The following is a 16,156-nucleotide window of genomic DNA, read 5'->3' on the forward strand; positions in this document are numbered from 1 at the left end:
ATGTGACGGGCTTGTGCAGCAAGTGCATTAAGCGATTCCATACGGTGGCTGCCGGCTTACAAAAAATATGAGAGGCAGCGCCAACGGAGAGTCGCGACCCCGGTAGATAGATTGGGCCGGACGCCGTGACAAGGCCTGAGAATGGCAGAATTTCTGATCGCCAGTCCTTGTGCAGACGGGCCTTCGCGGCTACAACCTGAGTGTGCCCGATACATGGGCCCTTGCTGTATCCATGGTTGTATCAGGGAGAATGCTTATGCTCGATGTCTTGAAGAGCGGGGCAGTTGCAGCCCGATTGGCTACCGGTGACTGGATTGCCATGACACTAACCATCGGAAAGCTGCATGGACGCGCTGTATTGCTTCTGGCGTTGTCGACAGCGGCGGCACTACCCGGTTCGAGTTTTTCGTTCGGTGCGGAGCCGGTGGGCACCAACGTGACTACCCGTGAAATCTGCATACCTAAAGGAACATATCCGACGGCGGGTGGTGGCACGACGGTTTTCTCGCACGAAAAGACCTGCTTTAGCCGTCCCGCGATTGACACCTACGCTTGGGAGAAGAAGAGCGCGCGGATAAAAAAAGGCGCGCCCGACGCCTTCAGCGGATTACGAATCGTGATGTACGATTACCACGACGCGCTTTACCACTGTGCCAAGCGGCGTATGCGGCTGCCTACGCTTGATGAACTGAAGGCACTCTTTGCCTATACGAACGCGCATGGCAGTCCGGGTGGAGGAAGCCATAATGCAATCGTCGCGTCAAAAGACGACTCGCGTTATGAGGGTGGTATCTATGCTTGGGGCGGTTCCAGCCCGTATTGGTCGCATACGCTTGCAGGGAACCGCATGCACAAGGTAGTGAATCTGGCCGACGGCCGGGTGAGCATCCGGCACGATCCGCAACCAAACTACGTATCGTGTGTACGTTAAAGAAATTAGCGCGCTACTTGCAGACGGACTTGCCCCGCGTCGCATGACTGAAGGTCGCAGATGTGCGGAACTGGCGCCGCGCGCCCTCTCGCGGCTGACACGTAACCGTCAAAGTGCAGAACGCTCATACCGCACTTTGCGGCGATTCCGCCAGGGAAGGCTTCGATCCGAAGCTCAGAAGGAGGCACCCGGCAATCCCGGAAAGTAATGAGCCGACGATGACGCCCAGCCGGACAGGAGTGAAGAATTCGGCTCCTTCGAAGGCGAGGGAACCGATGAACAGACTCATCGTGAAGCCGACGCCGCATAATGAGGCGACGCCAGCGAATTGTCGCCAGCTTGCCCCTTCGGGAAGTTTTCCCAGCCCGACAGCGATGAGTGCTGCACCTGCACCATATACACCGACGAGCTTGCCGACAAATAGACCCGCCGCAATACCGAGTGGCAGCGGCGCCGACAGCGCAGCAAGGGTGACGCCGGCAAACGATACGCCGGCGTTTGCAAACGCAAAGACAGGCAGTACCGCGAAGGCAACCCACGGGTGCAGGCCGTGTTCAAGCTGATGCAGGGGAGCTTGTCCTTTGGCGTCCTTCGTCTTCAAGGGTATGGCGAACGCCAGTGCGACACCCGCTAGCGTTGCGTGAACACCGGACTTCAGAACGAATACCCACAGGACGATTCCGGTGAGAATATAGGGCGCAAGGCGCGTAACCCTTTGCCGGTTCAGCGCAATCAGGACCGCGATGGCGCAGGCCGCCAGAGAGAGCATTGCAAGCGAAAGATCAGCGGTATAGAAGAGCGCAATGATAACGATGGCCCCGAGGTCGTCGGCTATCGCAACTGCGGTCAGAAATACTTTCAGCGACATCGGCACCCGGCGGCCGAGGAGGGAAAGGATGCCGAGCGCAAACGCGATGTCAGTTGCCGTCGGAATGGCCCAGCCGCGGAGGTTTGCCGCATCACCGCGGCAAATAAAGAAGAAAATGAATGCCGGCACCACCATGCCGCCAGCGCCGGCGACGACCGGCAGCACTACTTGCGCGGGCGTTGACAGTTCACCCTCGATCACCTCACGTTTCACTTCGAGGCCGACCAGAAGAAAGAAGATGGCCATCAATCCGTCGTTAATCCAGAGCAGTAGTGGCTTTCCGATGTGGAACGACCCGAACCGGATCTCGACCGGAATGTTGAGCAAATGGTCATAGACCTGCCGAAGCGGAGAGTTGCTGAAGATCAAGGCGAGAAGCGCGGCGGCCGCGAGCAACAGGCCGCCGGCCGATTCCATTTTCAGGAAGTCGGAAAGGCCATCGGAAAGCTTGCGAGACGCATTGTGATTCATCGTGTCGGCTCGCGCATCGGCAGTTTCTCGTGAGGGTGAAGCCTGGGATAGAAGCGGGGTCGCGCATGCATGCCCCGGATCGCTGAGATTGCATTCAGATACTGAGTGGGCTCACCTTGGTTCCTGAAAGGGAAACGTCGGCCATCAGCCCCGAGTTGGTCAGCACAATTGCGTCAACAGCGGCGGTTGCCGTCGACGTATCGATTGTGCCGTTTGCGCCTATTTTCACAAGTGCAACTGACGCGTCAGTGCCAACCGACCATCCCTTGGCGCCGCGGAATTTCTGGAGTGCATCTTCCGTCATGAAAAGGAAGATGATCGCCTTGGATTGTGCGCCGGCTGTAAGACCGAACGAACCTGATACCGTACTGTAGTAGCCGACCGTGCGCTCGGCTACCCGCAGCGCACCTTCGCCATACTGTCCACCTACAACGAACCCGACCTGGAGAACTGACGGAAACACCAGCACGCCTTGCGCTTTGGACACGAGCTCGCGCGCGCCCGGCACCGACGCGTAGAGTCGCGATATCGTTCCATCAACGCTTGCGTCAATCGACTGGCGCTTTGAAGCGTCAGTCGCCTCACTCCTGGTCCCACTCGGAGTCGTGGTGCATCCCGCCAGGAGTAGACCGGTGATGCCGGTCGCGGTGTGCAGCAGAAAATTACGTCGTTGCATGTCATCCTCCATTGCAATTCCCGCCGTCGTTTCCTATTGATCGGTTTGATGGCGCTGGTTGAGTCGCCGCGCCTCCCGGGCAGAGGCGTATTGCAGCGCGCTACCGATCGGTCGGTGCTGCGGATGCAGGTCGTCTCTGCCGCGCAATCTGCCCGCAGGCGCTATGGCCTACGAACAGCACGCATGTGAATAGCGTTAAGCCCCGGTCTAGATGTCAGCGTCTGGCGAGTGCGCACCCGCTAAAAAGACGAATGACCTTGCCTCATCTCGGAGCACTTCATACGTTCATTACATGCATTCCCGGTCTTCGTATGCACGGCGTGAAATAGTGCACTACGGGCGGCTGTTGAACAGCGCCACATGAACAGGCTGCGCAGTATGACGTCTCGATCTCGGCGTTCATTGGTCAGACAACATTGAAGCAATTTGAGCGCTGCTATTTCGGCAGCTACGAATACCGGCCAAGGCGTCGCCTCCCGTTTGTCGGCGGCCATGACAGGCCGGCTGCGAGCTTCCGCCTGATGGCATCATGTCATACGGTCCGGATGCCGAGAAAGTGGACTTTGGTCCTAGGTGTATACACGCGTTCGAGGGAAGGTTTCTGGCTAATCCTTTTCGCGACGCAAGGTTGTGGTCTCAGGGATGATCGTGATTTTTCGCCAGCGCTCGACCCTGCTCGCCGCTCGCATTCGACGTGACGGGGCGTGTCGTGCAGATCGCACGTGAAGGAACAGGTCGCGGTGATTCAGGCCCAGATTGCGATGTTTCGCGCGATGGGAGGTGGTTGGCAGATGCCCGGGAGTGTTGCACAGGTAGCGCATCCCCGATGAGTGCAAAAACATCGCTGCTTGCTCTGACGCCCTCCTGGACGAAGTACAGCACGAAACGCGAGCGGGCAGAGCGTCTCACGAAAGAGAGGTGCGGCGGCAGGACGCGCCCCCGCGGAACAGACGAATCCGGCTATCACGCCCGGTTGGCAAGCGGACCTTTTCAACGAACGCTCCGGTCTCGCATCGCGTCCGGATGAGCGGCCGAGAGACGGACTTTAGCCATAAATAGGGAGCAGCAGAAACAACTTGATGACGATCGCGTTGGCGATGTCGATAAAAAATGCGCCCACCATCGGTACAACCAGAAAGGCGAGATGCGATGGGCCGAACCGTTCTGTAATGGCCTGCATGTTGGCGATGGCAGTCGGCGTGGCGCCGAGGCCGAAACCACAGTGTCCGGCGGCCAGCACGGCCGCGTCATAGTTGCGGCCCATCACGCGAAAGGTGATGAAAATCGCGTACATCGCCATTGCGATGGCCTGCATGACCAGAATCGCGAGGAGTGGTAGTGCAAGCGAGGCGAGATCCCATAGGCGTAGGCTCATCAGCGCAATGGCGAGAAAAAGCCCGAGGCTAACATTGCCAAGCAGCGACACCGCGAGCTCGAATGGCTGATATAGACCGCGCACGGCAAGCGCGTTGCGCAGGATGACGCCGATAAACAGGACGCACACGAACGTCGGCAGCTCGAACGCTGTGCCAGCAATCCACGATGCGAGTGCCGAACCAACGGCAAGGCAAACGGCTATGAGCGCAACTGTTTCGATTACGGCCTCTGCCGTGATCGGCCGTACTGCCTTTGGCTGTTCGAAGCCTGCTGTGCCAGCGACATCAGGTTCCGGGCTGAGGGAAAGACTGTACCGGCTGATGAGAAAACGCGCGACCGGTCCACCGATCAATCCGCCGAGGATCAGGCCGAACGTTGCGCAGGCAATCGCAATCTCCGTTGCCGAGGCAAGCCCGTGACGCTCCGCAAAAACCTTCGCCCACGCCGCTCCGGTTCCGTGTCCGCCGGATAGGGTCACCGATGCGCCGAGCAGACCGAGAAGGCGGTCTTGCCCCAACGCCCAGGCCAATCCGATGCCAAGCGCATCCTGCATCACGAGCAGTCCGACCACGACACCGAGAAAGACGATCAACGCACGGCCGCCGGCCTTCAGTCCGGCCAGATCGGCATTAAGGCCGATGGTGGCAAAGAAGGTGAGCATGAGAGGCGCCTGAAGCGTCGTGTCGAACCGCACTTCAATTCGCAAGCTGCTGCGTAACGCAAACACGAGTAACGCGACCAGCAGGCCGCCAACCACCGGTTCGGGGATCGTATAAGTTCGAAGCACACGGATCCGGGCAAGAATCTGGCGACCGAGCAGAAGCACCAGGGCGGCAGCCATCAGCGTTTCCTGCGTGTCGAGCCTGAACATGACCCACCCCCAGTCGGGAGGATGCTCACACGAACCCATACGGTGTGTCGGCGAGTGAACGATTTCACGCAAAGCCCGTCAGGCAACCGGTAATACCCAATAGTGCCGTGCCAACGATCACGCCGAGACGGAGCGGTGTGACATGTTCGCGTCTTCGAAAGTGAGAGCGCCGATAACTTGCCTTTTGATAAAAGCGACTCGTCGCAGTGCAGCGACGCAAGCACACTGGTGGGGAGGAATTGACCTTCTACAAAATGATAATAGGCGGCGCGTGTACCCATTGATACCCATTTTTTGTCGCCGAAGGAGTCGGCATTCAGCCGCCAGGAGTCGCAGTTTGATCAGTCGGCGCGCGGTCATGTCGACGCGGATTGCCGCCATTCGCCAACGCCCTGCTGAGACGAATGCGACGGGGGCAGTTTGCGTTTGCAGGTAACCCAGTATCGCGAAAGAAAGTTCGTTAGCAGGAAAGGGCCGTGGCATCATGGTTGAACGGCTCGGGAAAAGAGCGGGTATCCGGACATCCGGGCGAAAACTGAACAGGGACATGGCTCCCATAGGGTTAGTAGAAGACAGGCGTTCGCTCTGGCTCGGGTACGTTCGATTCTCATTCAATACAAGTCATCAGCGCCGGTTCACGCCGAAGTGTGGACTCCCGCTGCGTGAGACGGTCAGCGTAAGTCTCCGCGTGATGTTTTAGCGGTCTCGGACAAGGTAGGGCCAGCATGAGCGTGTTCAACTGGTTGTTTAGACGCGAACCACCGCCCGGTGAAGCTACCGCGCGAGAGACGCGTGAAGCGCTTGATCGAATCCTCAACCTGGCTCCGCAACTGCGGCTGGTGACGAACCATGCGGCGAGACTGGCACCGGCCATCAGATGTGCGTTGGAATATGTGCGCGATCTGACCGAAGATGTCCCAATCGCGCGCGAGGCGAGCGCCGCGGCGTGGTCATCGGACCCACACATTCACGCGTTCTTTGCGGTGTCGGAGGATGTCACCCGCGCGCTGAGTCGCTCGGCCGAACTGCGTGCGTACTTTGACCGAAATGCACTGGATCGCGAGGCGTTTGTTTTGCTTGGTATGGCAATGACCGAGCGCCGCACCCTGGGCGTCGCGCAGCACGGCGATGCTGTACGTACCGACGTTGAGCGAACGACGGTCAGTTTTGGCGATCATCAGGTGCGCGTGTGCGAACGCAATGAATCGGAGTTGCGTGACGAAATTGTGTTGCGGGTCGTGGAGCAACTCGCGCTTGAAGCGCTCGACCGGATTGCCGCCGATGTATCGCGCCGTGGCCTGCTGGAACAGGAACGTGCGCTGCTGAATACGCGACTCATGCTTCTAGGGCGGCAGGGCAAGGGAATGAATTCACTTCTGGACGGTAACCGGTTGTCGGGTGTCGGAGAGATGGCTGCCTTGCAGGCGCAGCTCGAGGAGAACAACCGCAAACTGGCTGGCCTTGGGCTAAAGACCGACGCACTGGAGCGGGAGATCAGCATGGTATGCGAGATGCTGACGTCGCCCGGTCCTTACATTCAGGTGGAAAAGAGGACGCTGCGTCTTGACCGGACGAACGTGATCGTGGACGACGACCATCAGCGTGAAAGTACCGAGATCCAGGTTCATCTGGCGCGGGTGCCGGGTGCATTGCAGGAATCGCGTGCCTTCTGTCTGGTGCGTTTCGCGCGAAGCGATCTGCATGCGGTCCCACGCATGTCGGACGATGCAAACCGATGGCTTCTGTGACGCTCCAACACGTCATGCCGAACTCGCGACACGGGATGCGGCTGTACCTCGCGTCAGTCTGGAAAAGTCTTGCTGGGCGCCAATGGTTTTGGGCGCGACGATGTCGGCGTCGCCCTGTGGCGACAACGGCCACCGCCACGCTTGTGTCGTTCAAGCTTACGGCGATAGGCCCGGCGTAGTCGCTACAAGAAAGTGATTGCGTCAGTTGGACTGCAAACACCCTCATGCGCCTTATCGTCCAGATCGGGTTCATTGGGACGGGGTAGTTAAAAATGGAAACAGGCACTCGCTTTGTCAGGATATTGGTGCGAGCGTTGCTATTAATCGCCGCATTGTCTTCACTCCTGCTTGCCGTCCGTGCGTACGATTCGCGCACGGGGCCTCCGCTCGAACTCTGGCACACCTATGTACCTGAAGAATTGAGCGCTGGGCAAACCGATGGATCGGACTGGAACGCGTATCTCAGGCACGAAGACAGTCTTTTCGAGCAGGTGCGCCGGGAGGTCACGGACCGTTTGCCAGCATCGGCGCAGGTAATGTCGAATCGGTACTTTAAAAACAGTCCCATCTATCCGCCAGGTTTCGACCACGACTGGAACAGGTCATATGAGATGCTCCCGTCTGGAAAGCCCCTGGGCGCTGTCGTGCTGCTGCACGGTTTGACCGACTCTCCGTATAGTCTTCGGCATATTGCACGCATCTACGTCGCCCATGGGTTTGTTGCAATCGGAATTCGCCTGCCTGGTCACGGCACGGTGCCCGCCGGGCTGACCGATGTCGACTGGGAGACATGGATGGCGGCAACGCGGCTTGCGATGCGTGAAGCCAGACGTCGAGTCGGGCCGAATTGCCCATTAGAGATGGTCGGATTCTCGAATGGTGGTGCGCTCGCGATGAAGTATGCACTGGACAGCCTCGAAGATAGTCGGCTGGACCGGCCAGAACGGATCGTGCTGTTCTCACCGATGATTGGCATTACACGCTATGCGCGTTTTGCCGGTCTCGCGTCACTTCCGGCGCTATTGCCACCATTTGCAAAGGCTGCGTGGCTCGGGATCGTGCCTGAATTCAATCCATTCAAATACAACTCGTTTCCGGTTAATGGTGCAAGGCAATCGCACCGGCTGACAGTGGCATTGCAGGAGGAATTGGCTCGTCTTGCGAGAATAGGACAACTCGAGAAACTTCCGCCGGTATTAACCTTTCAATCCGTTATCGATTCCACGGTAAGCACACGCGCGATCCTGACCGCGTTGTACGCGAATTTCCCATCAAACGGAAGCGAACTGGTACTGTTCGACGTGAACAGGCGGGCAAAGATGGGCCAGATACTTAATCCGGCATCACCACTGGCGCTATCACGCTTGGTACCGCGTTTTCCTGTGGCATACCGGCTCACGGTCATCGCCAATGCTCCGTCGGGCTCCGAGAACATGAAGGAGCGCGTGGTCGAGCCGGGAAGCACTCAATGGCAAACACGTGAGCTTGACCTCGTCTACCCGCCGCAGGTGTTCTCACTGTCACATGTCGCCATTCCTTTTCCACCCGATGATCCGTTGTATGGAACCCGCCAGGACGAGGAATCAGGCACGAAGTATGGCGCAGCACTCGGCACTCTCGTTCCACGCGGGGAGCGCGGAGGGCTGATTGTCAGTCTGGATACGCTCTTTCGGATCGCATCTAATCCATTCTTTCCGTACGTTTTGACGCGACTCGACGCGACGATCGGCGAGCCCGTGCGGCGATCGGGTACGTCCCGTCAGTCGTTCGATCGTTCAACGTCAACTTCGGCTGCGACGACTTCTGCAGATTCGCCGGGCATTCCAATGGACGGGCTGAGCGACGATGCGGTGACCGAGGAGGATCTGTCTGCAGCGACACCTTGACCGTCGCCGGCGCGGATTTGATCGGTAACGGCCGCTGTGTCGTAGAGGAAAACCGGAAGGTGGGCTTGAATCGATAGTTCGCGTACTGCGAGGCTACTGCTCGACGCAAACGTCTTCAGGGGCCGCAACCCTTACCTTATTTCTATCCCGAACGTACGGGGGGCCGGGCGAACCATCTTCGGCGAGGAAGCTTCACTGTCCGTCCTTCTTTATGGCGCCACTAAACCCAGCGGAAAACGCGCTCAATGGTCCCTTGAGTTCGAGGTCTTCGCTCAGTTGATTTCGAAACGCTTCTGCCCGCGTATGCAGGTGTCATTCGGTACGCCAACAGGTGTTTATAGCAATTCAAAGGGACCGTGACAAACTAAGTGCGGCAAGGCAGCAAACCCGACATGCCGAGGGAGAAAGGCGATGAAGAATGCAAAGGTAGGTGCAAGTCCGACAGAGGCAAACAGGCGACATCATTTGGGAAACAGGGAGTACGAGAAAGAGCTCGCTCGCCTTCACGTCGAACTGGTCAAGCTCCAGCAATGGGTCGTTGCGACAGGCGCCAAGATATGTGTGATATTCGAAGGGCGCGACGGTGCGGGAAAGGGCGGTACGATCAAGGCGATTACCGAGCGCGTGAGTCCGCGCATATTTCACGTCGTCGCATTGCCAGCGCCATCCGACCGCGAAAGATCGCAGATGTATATGCAACGTTATCTGCCGCATCTTCCCGGGAGCGGCGAGATCGTCCTGTTCGATCGCAGCTGGTACAACCGAGCCGGGGTGGAACGGGTCATGGGGTTCTGCACCGAAGAACAGGCGAGGATTTTTCTGAAAGACGCGCCATTGGTCGAGCGGGCGGTGACTGATTCCGGCGTCATTTTGCTCAAGTATTGGCTTGAAGTTGGAATGGCAGAGCAGACGCGTCGATTGGAAGCGCGTATTCATGATCAACGGAAAATCTGGAAGCTGTCACCGATGGATCTCGAGTCATACCAGCGGTGGTACGATTACTCCCGCGCACGCGACGAAATGTTCATGGCGACCGACACGGAGTTTGCGCCCTGGTACGTCGTGAAGTCGGATGACAAGAAGCGCGCACGCCTCGATCTCATTAGCCACTTACTAAGCAAGATTCCCTATAAGGAGGTGGCCCGCGACAAGGTCACGTTGCCCAAACGACAGAAGCCCGGAGATTACAAAGAGCCTGACTATCCATTCAGGTTTATCGCGGAGGTTCGCAGGTAACTTTCCGCTACCGACCCTGTCGCAAACGCGGCGTTCGATGAAACGCGTCCAGTAGCTGTGAACCACGCCGAGGCGACAGGCCGGCGCAACTCGCGGGGTGTTCTGCCTTTCGGCAGCGGCGGGGGAGAGATGGTGGTCAGAACCCCGAAGCGGGTACATACTTGGCATGCGGCGCAGCATTGTCTTCCGTCGACGTGATCTCAACACTCGAACGGCTTCCCGCACAGAGGAGAACGGACAAGGAGGTCGCCATGACACCAATCCAGGGACTGTTCGCCGCGGCCTCCGCGGTTCTTCTTTTCCTTTACGGCCTTCAGGGCTTTAGCCGCGAACTGCAGGAAGTCGGGGGCACGGCGCTGCAGTCATGGCTCGAACGTGTGACAGCAAGCCGCTGGCTCGGGTTTCTGGTTGGTGCATTCGCCACAGCGATTGTGCAGTCAAGCAGCGCAATCACAGCGCTTGCGGTCACTCTTGTGGACGCGTCCGTCATTTCCTTCCGCGCCAGTCTTGGGATCCTGCTCGGCAGCAATGTCGGGACCACTGCAACTGCCTGGTTGGTCTCCTTCAAACTCACGGGTATCGGACCGATATTCATCGTACTTGGCGCCTTGATTTCGATGTTGCCGATCCGCGCCAGGTACATCGGAAAAGCTGTTTTCTATTTTGGATTGATCTTCTTCGCGTTGGATCTGATATCCGCGGAACTGAGGCCTCTGCAAAATCGCCCGCAGTTCAAGGAATGGCTGGCACTAGCAGAGGCTCCTTGGGCAGGCGTGCTTGCCGGCTTGCTATTCACTGCGTTGGTCCAGTCAAGCAGCGTCACCACGGGTCTGGCAATTCTCCTCGTCCAGCAGGGGGTGCTACCGCCGCAGGCCGCGATACCGATTGTCATTGGCTCGAACGTCGGCTCGACCTCAACTGCGTTGGTTGCAGGTCTCGGGATGAGTTCCATCGCAAGAGCTACGGCGATTACGAACTTTCTGTTCAATGCGACCGGGGTGCTGTGCTACTTTCCATTCCTGAGATCCTTTTCAAGAGCGATGGTGGATTTAACAACCAACCCGGGGATGGCGGTGGCATGGGCGCATCTGATATTCAATTTTACCGTCGCAATCTGCTTTCTTCTGGCGCTGACGTGGGTTGAACCCTTGCTCAGAAAGTGGCTGGGTGCCGAGGCTCGAAGTGCAAGTTCAGAGCCGGCGTCCTGAGTGGTCGCTATCACCGCCGCGTGAATTTTTGGCTCGGTGAGAGGAAGGCCATCGCTGACAGAGCGGTCGAGCGTCCGTCCATACGCTTTGACTCCGTAAATAGGTGCGACCTTGAGCAAAGTGCGATTCCGGTTAGGACGATCAAGGCAATGCGTCAACTTGCGGACTGCCACCAACAAATGGTTTCAAATCATCGGAGTTCGTCATGGGTAGAGATCGATGCACAGCATTCCTATCTATGTGACATAAGCTTTAGTTGTCGTTCGCAGTGGTTGTAGTAGCTTTTTAGAAATGTCCGGTTCTGGCTCATTAGAAATGTCGGGTTTCCTGCTGCGTGCTGACCGTTGTGGCGCATGTTGCGGCATCACAGCCAGGCCGGAGCCAGACCATGAGCGGACGTGGATTCATCACGATCAGCATGAACCGCCGATCGAGATGACTATGGTATTAACGGCCGGTGTCGAAAGTTGAACAGTCGTCCCGCCAGCGATCAACGAACGTTGGCACTGACCGAATAGCAAGGACCCTGACGGTGCGAAGCGGCGATCAAGACGCCGGACGACAATCAAACTCCCATCAACTCAACGGGAGTCGGTCATGGGAAGCATTCAAAGCCGTGAGCCTTGGAGCAAGGATATGTTGGTCGGTCAGAAGCCGCCGCTGAAGCCGAAAGATGTCTGGGCGATCCGAATTCACCTCCAGAATAGTCACGCTGTCCATGATTTGGCGCTGTCCAATCTTGCGACCGACAGCAAAAGCTGCGAGCCGACGGTATGAAGATACGTGGGCGTCTATGAAACATAGAAGGTTCCGACGGTATCGACGGCGAGGCGGATGTCGTCGCGCCTGATTACGGGACTGCGCAACACTGAACTGACCAGCTCCGCGTCAACCGTCAGATCATCGAGAAACGGGTGACGACCTGGGTCTGTCGGAGAATCATGCTGCGGATAAGCGCTTCGAAGTCGATGGCGCCGGCGCTGCGAGCAGGTTTCTGCATGCCCACGACTATCCTGAGACGAAAATCGACGTCGTCCGGGACGCCATTGCGCTTCACTCGTCTGCTGAGATTGCCGATCGCAGGGAGCCCCGGAAGTCGCGCTTGTCCACTTCGGCGCTCATGTCGAGGTCATGGCGTCTAACGATGCATTTGAGTCGTTGATCTTTCACTGCTCTGAACGGCTCTTGTGGGGCCGTGTGGGACCAACGCGGCGCAAAAACGGGACGAATGCGAAGTGATGCCGGCGAGAGAATCGGTTTCATGGCCGATATCTATGGGCGCAACGAACTGACGCTCCCGCTACGTCGCGCATGAGGCTCTCCCCGGGACAGTGGCGTGCTTCATGTCGGACTGCTGGCCAGAGACGACGCATGATTGACGGCAGTAGCGCTCCATCTAAAACCCGAGCCCGACGCCGACGCCTCCGAAACCACTCCCACCGAAACTGCCCGCCCCGATCCCGATGCCGAAACTGGGGCGCGGCGCATAATAGCCGGGCGGGTCGCCGTAGCCGTAGTAGGGCGGCTGGGCGGCGACGCAACCCGCAATACCGAACGCTAAAGCCAGGATGCCAAGTAGCTTGATCATGACGCGCTCCCTTCCATCAGCAGGACAGGGACATCGCGAGCAAGATTCGGTCCCTCGCTCGCCGTCCCCGAGGCAGCGACATTCCGCGCATGCATCCATGCATGCGTCGGCCAAATAGCCGTCCGATCAAACGTCCAAGTGCGATTCTTTGCATCGAGCCATCGAGCCATCGAGCCATCGAGCCATCGAGCCATCGAGCCATCGAGCCATCGAGCCAACTCGTTTCGACAATGATCGCAGCGCCGACCGAAAGATCGAGATGGGGTGTCCCTGCGATGTCCGCCGTCCGGCTCAGTGCGGCCGGGAGCGGCCGTTGGCCCAAGCTTTTGCGCGGACGCTCGAATGTCGGCTCTGCCCTGGACAACGGACCTTCTTACGCCGATCATGTCGGTCGGATCGTCGGCCTTCTGGATAGGTTTGCACAACGCCACAACGCCGCCTTGCGCTCGGGGAACGATGAACTCAAACGCAAGCTCGAAGCTCTTGCCACAACGGGGAGGCTTCTCCGGTGAACGTCGTGCGGACCCTGCGAGTCACGATTATGGAAAACTTCATTGGTATGTTTTCGATGTTGCTTGTCGGCCGGCGCCCAAGCCCAGCTTCCGCACCGGGCCGGGGAGCCAAGGAAGCAGTAGCGCACTCGCCGAGCGAGGCCTCGCCGCTCAAGCTGCAGTTGGCCGAGGCGTCGTGGGACTCACGCTCCACGAGTGCGCTTTGATGCGCAGCGTGGAGCCTTCCTGCTGGGCAATGAGTAGGAAGTTTCCGCCGATGTCCATGGTCCGCTCATCCGGCCCATTGATATTCCCAGTCCAGGTTCCGGATTCCCAAGCCACATTTCCATCAGATCTGCAAAGCCCTTGCTGGATTTCCAAATGGTTCCAGACGGTCGTTGCCACTTCGGCCCATTCTTCGATCCCCTTTCGGCCGGTCACGGCTTCCTGGCCCGCCGGGACGAGAATGGCGTCTTCGGCAAACAGAGCCACCCAACCGATCGTATCGTGAGAATTGACTGTATCGACGAACCTACCGTTCAACGCGGAAAAAGCCTGTGAGATGTCCATGGTGCTGCCTCCATGAGGCGTGAAGTTGGTGAGACTAAACCAACCGGAATGAGATGTTCGGTACTTCGCGTGACGCCAAGCGTTAATCACAACCAGACCATCGCGCTACGCGCGTGGCGAACCCTAAAAACATCCAAAGGGGCGTGCCCTGCCCAAGCTTAGTGCCACTAGGGCTGGCTGTCGAGTAGCGCGATTGATCGGACTAAAGGAACAGCACTTCTTCGACCTCTCCTGTCATCTATTGCGTGGGTGACGATGGAATTGTCGCGTCGCCCGTACCGCAGAAATCGTCAGTGGGGAGGAAACCGTAAACAGGGTTTGCCGATGGCGTCGCCGATTACTTGACGTTCGCCGTGACGACATGGATGGCCGAAGAAACCCCTTGACGCAAACTCGGCTTGCCGCGCTACGTCATGGTCGGAAGCGCGGCTTTCCCGCGCCTCCGACCATGCAAGACTGGCTCTTTGCGGCCAACACCACTTGACGGACTAACTCAGGGCATGAAGCCGCCATTCAGGTTCTCCTCGGGGACTTAGCTTTAGTTCGATACGGCTATTGCGACTTGAAAATCGGGCTGGGGCCGTCTAGCGTAGTTCGAAGTAGAGAGGAGCCACAGATGATCGTATACAAATTCGGCTATGGAGGCAGCGCAGACTCGCCCGATATCAGTCCGTTCGTCGTCAAGCTCGAAACGTGGTTGCGCATGTCGGACCTGCCGTACGAGACGTGCATCGGCAACCTGGCAAAGATGCCGAAGCACAAACTGCCCGTGGCGTTGATCGATGGAAAACTCGTTCACGGACTTTAACTCAGCGGCAGCTCATCTGCCTTTGGCTGCTTTGTTAAGGAACGAGGTCTCTTGCCGCTACCCGACACGTGACCGCGAATTCTGTCGCGTCTTCAGACCCAGACGCTCAACTGCGCGTCCGGGTTTGCGTCCACAAAACATGAAACCGCTACGTCACGTGCATCTGACGATACACACAACACACTGCATCAGAAGCGGTGCACAACACCCGCACCGACCGCAATCTGGCTGCGCGACGACGCCGGAGTGCTACTGAATCCATCGCCCAGCGATGGTTTCGCGACTATCACCTTGCCGTTACTCCACAAGGTGTCACCGTTCGCGCGCTGAAAGGACTGGACCGCATAGACGCCGGTACGCTTCGACAGAGCGTAGTACTGCGACAACGTGAACTGTTGATACTGCGCGGCGCTCGTGATCCCGTTCGCTTTGGCAGCGCGCGTGTAGCTGTAGCCGGCAGCGAAATCCCACGCGCTGGCGGGCTTGAAATGCAGTACCGCGCCCGCCGTGTTGAAAATCGCGGTATCGCGAAACGTCGAGGCGATGCCGGGGATGTACTGGACGTTCGAGTACGACGCCGACACGTCCCAGGCGGCCGAGAAGCGATAGCCACCCGTCACCGCGACACGCTGCTGCGCCTGCGCGGTCTGGTAGCCGTAGTTGATCGCCGAGACGGCCGTTTGCGCGCCACCGTTTGAAGTCGTCGACGACGCGCCCCAAGCGCCACCGCCCGGCGTCGAGTTGTTCACCCGCTGAGCCGCGGCACCGATCCCGAATGGGCCGTTTTGGTATCGCAATCCTGCGCTCCAGGTCGAGCCCGCGTCAACGCTGCCCGGCACGCCGCCGAACGCGTATGACGCGCTGAACGTGAAGCCGCCCAGTGTCGGCGACTGGTAGACGAGCGAGTTATTGGCGCGGTATATGTTGTCAAGCGAATCGATATCGCCCGGGTGCGCACCGAAATACCCGGTCAGCCAGGTGGTCGGGCTCCAAGGCGCCAGCATGTTGTAGTAGGCCGTGTACTGGCGTCCAGCAGTCAGTGTGCCGTAACGGTCGTTGGTCACGCCAACCCACGATTGCCGAGTGAACATCCCCCCCGTGAACTGCGAAGTGCCATTCGTGCTGTTGAACCCCGCTTCCAGCGTAAAGATAGCCTTGGTACCGCTCCCGAGATCCTCGCTGCCTTTAAGACCGAACCGGCTACCAGCCCACACGCCCGCAGTCATCTTGACGAGAGAATGGCCGCCCGAAGTTGAGCCCAACGAAGTCGCGCTGTTCTGCCATGCGAGGCCGTTGTCGGCAACACCGTACAGCGTCACGCTGCTTTGTGCATGGGCGCCCACGCAGACACCGCCCAGCATGCACGAGGCGACGATGGTCTTTTTTATCATTAGTAATCCTATTTTGTGTTGAGAAAACGAAAAATG

At 58.4% G+C, this 16,156-nt stretch carries 13 protein-coding genes; 7 read left to right on the top strand and 6 right to left on the bottom strand.

The window, feature by feature from the left end; genetic code table 11:
* Positions 1-256: 256 nt before the first annotated feature.
* Positions 257-931 (top strand): hypothetical protein, encoded by a 675-nt coding sequence (locus B0G82_RS31430; protein WP_116148102.1) that lies wholly within the window; start codon positions 257-259, stop codon positions 929-931.
* A gap of 124 nt (positions 932-1,055) precedes the next feature.
* On the opposite strand, the gene nhaA is transcribed toward B0G82_RS31430, so the two are convergent.
* The 3 genes from nhaA to gltS all read right to left on the bottom strand — a co-directional run bounded on the left by nhaA (position 1,056) and on the right by gltS (position 5,194).
* Positions 1,056-2,270 carry a Na+/H+ antiporter NhaA gene (gene nhaA / locus B0G82_RS31435; RefSeq protein WP_121310152.1) on the bottom strand — a complete coding sequence of 405 codons (1,215 nt, stop codon included), beginning with the start codon at positions 2,268-2,270 and terminating at the stop codon, positions 1,056-1,058.
* Between the two features lie 94 nt (positions 2,271-2,364).
* On the bottom strand, positions 2,365-2,946 hold the full coding sequence (locus tag B0G82_RS31440; protein WP_106284734.1) for a YSC84-related protein: 582 nt from the start codon (positions 2,944-2,946) through the stop codon (positions 2,365-2,367).
* A gap of 1,045 nt (positions 2,947-3,991) precedes the next feature.
* The gene (gene gltS / locus B0G82_RS31445; RefSeq protein ID WP_116148106.1) at positions 3,992-5,194 is read right to left on the bottom strand and encodes a sodium/glutamate symporter; all 1,203 of its coding nucleotides are present in this window, start codon (positions 5,192-5,194) and stop codon (positions 3,992-3,994) included.
* 725 nt (positions 5,195-5,919) lie between these two features.
* On the opposite strand from gltS, the gene B0G82_RS31450 reads away from it, so the two are divergent.
* The 5 genes from B0G82_RS31450 (at position 5,920) to B0G82_RS31470 (ending at position 12,049) form a co-directional block, all read left to right on the top strand.
* Positions 5,920-6,942, top strand: coding sequence for a hypothetical protein (locus B0G82_RS31450; protein ID WP_116148108.1), 1,023 nt, complete (start codon positions 5,920-5,922; stop codon positions 6,940-6,942).
* 272 nt (positions 6,943-7,214) lie between these two features.
* Positions 7,215-8,828: an alpha/beta hydrolase gene (locus B0G82_RS31455; RefSeq protein ID WP_121310154.1), complete on the top strand. Its 1,614-nt coding sequence runs from the start codon at positions 7,215-7,217 to the stop codon at positions 8,826-8,828.
* Between the two features lie 411 nt (positions 8,829-9,239).
* Positions 9,240-10,064: a polyphosphate kinase 2 gene (gene ppk2 / locus B0G82_RS31460; protein ID WP_121310155.1), complete on the top strand. Its 825-nt coding sequence runs from the start codon at positions 9,240-9,242 to the stop codon at positions 10,062-10,064.
* Between the two features lie 251 nt (positions 10,065-10,315).
* Positions 10,316-11,272: a Na/Pi symporter gene (locus tag B0G82_RS31465; protein WP_116148112.1), complete on the top strand. Its 957-nt coding sequence runs from the start codon at positions 10,316-10,318 to the stop codon at positions 11,270-11,272.
* Positions 11,273-11,869: 597 nt separating this feature from the next.
* The gene (locus B0G82_RS31470) at positions 11,870-12,049 is read left to right on the top strand and encodes a hypothetical protein (RefSeq protein WP_241974908.1); all 180 of its coding nucleotides are present in this window, start codon (positions 11,870-11,872) and stop codon (positions 12,047-12,049) included.
* A gap of 619 nt (positions 12,050-12,668) precedes the next feature.
* Here the strand turns inward: B0G82_RS31470 and B0G82_RS31480 are convergent.
* Positions 12,669-12,860: a hypothetical protein gene (locus B0G82_RS31480; protein ID WP_075304194.1), complete on the bottom strand. Its 192-nt coding sequence runs from the start codon at positions 12,858-12,860 to the stop codon at positions 12,669-12,671.
* Between the two features lie 662 nt (positions 12,861-13,522).
* Complete coding sequence (locus tag B0G82_RS31490) at positions 13,523-13,921, bottom strand: nuclear transport factor 2 family protein (protein WP_121310157.1); 399 nt, start codon at positions 13,919-13,921, stop codon at positions 13,523-13,525.
* Between the two features lie 616 nt (positions 13,922-14,537).
* Between B0G82_RS31490 and B0G82_RS31495 the strand changes: the two genes are divergently transcribed.
* Positions 14,538-14,729, top strand: coding sequence for a hypothetical protein (locus B0G82_RS31495; protein ID WP_116148119.1), 192 nt, complete (start codon positions 14,538-14,540; stop codon positions 14,727-14,729).
* A 188-nt stretch (positions 14,730-14,917) separates the two neighbouring features.
* Here the strand turns inward: B0G82_RS31495 and B0G82_RS31500 are convergent, their stop codons facing one another.
* Positions 14,918-16,120: a porin gene (locus B0G82_RS31500; protein ID WP_121310158.1), complete on the bottom strand. Its 1,203-nt coding sequence runs from the start codon at positions 16,118-16,120 to the stop codon at positions 14,918-14,920.
* Between the last annotated feature and the right edge of the window lie 36 nt (positions 16,121-16,156).

It is taken from the genome of Paraburkholderia sp. BL17N1 (assembly GCF_003634175.1).
Lineage (GTDB): Bacteria > Pseudomonadota > Gammaproteobacteria > Burkholderiales > Burkholderiaceae > Paraburkholderia.

What these genes read in the sequence shown, in the direction of transcription:
- B0G82_RS31430 (WP_116148102.1), top strand. Translation starts at nt 257, where the DNA reads ATGCTCGATGTCTTGAAGAGCGGGGCAGTTGCAGCCCGATTGGCTACC.
- nhaA (WP_121310152.1), bottom strand. Translation starts at nt 2,270, where the DNA reads ATGAATCACAATGCGTCTCGCAAGCTTTCCGATGGCCTTTCCGACTTC.
- B0G82_RS31440 (WP_106284734.1), bottom strand. Translation starts at nt 2,946, where the DNA reads ATGCAACGACGTAATTTTCTGCTGCACACCGCGACCGGCATCACCGGT.
- gltS (WP_116148106.1), bottom strand. Translation starts at nt 5,194, where the DNA reads ATGTTCAGGCTCGACACGCAGGAAACGCTGATGGCTGCCGCCCTGGTG.
- B0G82_RS31450 (WP_116148108.1), top strand. Translation starts at nt 5,920, where the DNA reads ATGAGCGTGTTCAACTGGTTGTTTAGACGCGAACCACCGCCCGGTGAA.
- B0G82_RS31455 (WP_121310154.1), top strand. Translation starts at nt 7,215, where the DNA reads ATGGAAACAGGCACTCGCTTTGTCAGGATATTGGTGCGAGCGTTGCTA.
- ppk2 (WP_121310155.1), top strand. Translation starts at nt 9,240, where the DNA reads ATGAAGAATGCAAAGGTAGGTGCAAGTCCGACAGAGGCAAACAGGCGA.
- B0G82_RS31465 (WP_116148112.1), top strand. Translation starts at nt 10,316, where the DNA reads ATGACACCAATCCAGGGACTGTTCGCCGCGGCCTCCGCGGTTCTTCTT.
- B0G82_RS31470 (WP_241974908.1), top strand. Translation starts at nt 11,870, where the DNA reads ATGGGAAGCATTCAAAGCCGTGAGCCTTGGAGCAAGGATATGTTGGTC.
- B0G82_RS31480 (WP_075304194.1), bottom strand. Translation starts at nt 12,860, where the DNA reads ATGATCAAGCTACTTGGCATCCTGGCTTTAGCGTTCGGTATTGCGGGT.
- B0G82_RS31490 (WP_121310157.1), bottom strand. Translation starts at nt 13,921, where the DNA reads ATGGACATCTCACAGGCTTTTTCCGCGTTGAACGGTAGGTTCGTCGAT.
- B0G82_RS31495 (WP_116148119.1), top strand. Translation starts at nt 14,538, where the DNA reads ATGATCGTATACAAATTCGGCTATGGAGGCAGCGCAGACTCGCCCGAT.
- B0G82_RS31500 (WP_121310158.1), bottom strand. Translation starts at nt 16,120, where the DNA reads ATGATAAAAAAGACCATCGTCGCCTCGTGCATGCTGGGCGGTGTCTGC.